Annotated in this window: 2 protein-coding genes; one reads left to right on the top strand and one right to left on the bottom strand. The window is 75.3% G+C overall.

The features are described from left to right. Positions 1–122: 122 nt before the first annotated feature. The gene (locus tag ACFU7Z_RS38265) at positions 123–578 is read right to left on the bottom strand and encodes a hypothetical protein (RefSeq protein ID WP_380782724.1); all 456 of its coding nucleotides are present in this window, start codon (positions 576–578) and stop codon (positions 123–125) included. A gap of 261 nt (positions 579–839) precedes the next feature. On the opposite strand from ACFU7Z_RS38265, the gene ACFU7Z_RS38270 reads away from it, so the two are divergent. After that, the gene (locus ACFU7Z_RS38270; protein WP_380782727.1) at positions 840–2,687 is read left to right on the top strand and encodes an RICIN domain-containing protein; all 1,848 of its coding nucleotides are present in this window, start codon (positions 840–842) and stop codon (positions 2,685–2,687) included. The last annotated feature ends 303 nt before the right edge of the window (positions 2,688–2,990 follow it).

Below are 2,990 nucleotides of genomic sequence, written 5' to 3' on the forward strand. Positions count from 1 at the left end.
CCCCCGTTGTCGTCGGTCGGCCGCCCGGTCGCGGCGCTCGGGGTCCGTGGTACCGACTCCCCGGCGCCCCGTCAGAGGGCGGCGGCCGGCCCGTCGAACGGTGCCTGCCGCCCGGCGATGGTTCAGCCGCAGTGCTTCGAGCTGTAGCCGGAGGCCCCTTGCCCGGTGAACTCGTTGTACTTCAGCCCACCGACGAAGTCGATGCAGGACCCCTTGGCGTACACGTAGACCGGGCCCGCGTACTGGGTGTAGTTGCTGCCGGCGCCGTCGTCGATCCAGCCGTCCGTTCCGGAGCGCCGTATCGCGACGTAGATCTCGTGCTGGCCGGTGACGGCCGCGTCGCGTCCGCGGGCGATCGCACAGTTGTACCCGTTCCCGCTGTTGTAGTAGATGTCGATGAAGCCGACCACCGGAGCCGCGCTGGAGTTGTCGGTGATGTCCCAGCTCCACTTGAAGTCGTACGCGCTCCCGCACTTGTTGACCCGGGCGGAGGCGTGGGCCGCGCCGGCGGAGAGGCCGACGAAACCTCCGGCGAGGACGGTGGCCGCGAGGACCGTCGCGAGGTGCTTCCTGATCATCGAGAGCTCCTTCGAGTGCGGTGGTTGCCGAGGTCCGGGGCCGTCGGGTGACCGCCGCCGCGGGACGGCGCAGCCCCGGCTCCGGCACCGGAGGTCCCGGCCGGCGTGTCCCGTCGCAGGCGGGCTGCGACAAGTTGTCCGAAGACCCGGTGGAGTTCCCACAGTGCGGGCGTATTTGATTGTCCATCTACAAGACTCGGCCGCGGCCCAGGTGAACAGCGGACAACCCGGATTGACCACGGACACGGCAGGGGGCAGGGAATGGGGAGCGCCGGACGCCCGCAGGGGCGGTTCAAGGGCGAGACCGAGCAGGCGAACGACCTGGCCGGGCTGGTGCGGGAGGTGACCTCCGGGCTCACCGTCCGCGAACTCGCGCGCCGGTACCCGGCCGGCAGGACCAGCTGGAGCGAGTACCGCTCCGCGGAGAAGGACATCCCGTGGCACCTGCTCCGGCAGCTGATCCACGACCGCGTGACGGACCCCCGGGCCCAGGCGGTGCTCCTGGCCCGGGCCGGTCAGCTGCACGAACGGGCCGGGCTGGCGGCCAGGGGGCTCCCGTCGCCCGCGGCCGGGCGGTCGGACGCGCGGCAGGCACTGGATCTGGCCAGGCAGGCGCAACGGCAGGCCGAGGCCGGCGTGGCGGAGGCGGAGGAACTGATCCGCGTGCTGGTCGCCATCGTGGCCGAGCTACGGGGTGAACTGGGCGCCGCCGGAGCGGACGGGCCGATCCCCGTCGCGCCGCTGCCGCCCGGCGGGGGCGATGTGGGGCAGCGGCGGGCCCGGCTGTTGGAGGCGACGTGCTGCCTGGACGAGGTTCGCCGCATCCGGGAGAGCGCGTACGACGCTCGGCGGACCGCGGAGCAGGAGCAACGCGCCATGGGGCTCCTGGTCGACCAGGAGCAGTCGCCGGCCGGGGCCGACGGCGGCCGACAGCCGGGTACGGAGCCCGCGGTGGCCGACGGGGTGCCGGCGCACCTGCCCGTGCTCCGGCGCCTGCACACGGACCTCCTCGCGGTACGCACGGCCCTGGCCGGCCGGTACCTGGAGGTGGCCCGGATGGCCCCGGCCACGACCGGCCCCGCGGTTGTCCGCGGTGAGCTGGTCCCGGTCACGGACAATCGCCCGACCGGCCTCTTCCCGCCGGGCCCGGCGTTCGACGACCCGCTCTACCCCACCGAGCCCGCCGGGGCACCGGGGCGTCGGGCCGTCAGGACGGGCGCGGCCGTCGGCGCGGCGGCGGTCCTGGCCGGTGCCCTGGTCCTGGCGGGCGTGCTGGTGGGCGTACAGCTGAGCCCCGCGCCCGCCTCCTCCGGCGCGCTCCCCCTGGCGGTCGGTACCGACGCCGCGCCGACGCCCGGCACGAGCGCCGAACCGTCCGCACCACCGGCGGGCAGCCCGTCGGCGCGGCCCCCCGGCGACGGTCCGGCCACGGCGTCGACCGCGCCCCCACCGGACGGCGGGCCGGCTCCGGCGGCGGAGGTTCGGAGCGCACCGGCGCAGCCCGGTCCGACGCTTCCCGGCGAGCCGCCCCGTGCCCTGTCGGAAGCCGCCGGCCCTGCGGCCTCGACCGGGGGCGACCGACCCGCGCCGCCCCCGGTGCCCACCGCCTCCGCCTCCGCGTCCGCGTTCCCGGCACCGGGGCGCCTCGGCGGCACCCCGCTCGTCCCGCCGACGGGATCGGTGGCGATCAGGAACAGCAACAGCCTGCAGTGCATCGCCACGCCCGGCGGGAGCCGGGAGGAGGGCGCGCAGGTCCAGCAGTATCCCTGCGGGGACTTCCCCGACCACTTCTGGCAGACCCAGCAGGCCTACACGGACGCCGACGGCGACACCTACTACCGGATCGTCAGCTACAACAGCGCCCTCTGTCTCTCCGTCCAGGACTCCAGCACCGAGGCCACCGCCCAGGTCGTCCAGTCGGCGTGCCGGAACAACCCCGGGCAGGCCTGGAAGATCGAGAAGTGGCCGCACGGCATCCGCTTCGTCAACGGCAACAGCCGCCAGTGCCTCGCCGTCTCCCACGGCAGCAACGCCCCACAGGCCCCGCTGATGCAGTACCCGTGCGGCGACTACCCGGACCACCACTGGGGCTACGGCTCACGCCGCTGAAGCTCGTTCCAGAGGCCGGGAACGGGGACTTCCCGGCACGAGCAGGGTGTCGCGGGCTGGCCCGGATGCCGTGGCGCGACGGGCGCACGCCATGCGCCGGCGCGGAGGCAGGCCGCCCACAGGGAGGGGGTCGCCGGATAGCGGTCGCGTACCGCCCGGACGCCGGGGTCCGCGGTACTGCGGGCGGAGAGGTACGCCAATCCCGGCCGCGGGCGGGCCGGTTGGGCAGTGCCGCTCGCGGCTGTCGGCCGGCCGCCGGCGAGGCGGGCGGGCGCCGGTGCCTCGCCGCGGCGGGGCGGCGGC

This window comes from Kitasatospora sp. NPDC057518 (assembly GCF_042802075.1).
Lineage (GTDB): Bacteria > Actinomycetota > Actinomycetes > Streptomycetales > Streptomycetaceae > Kitasatospora.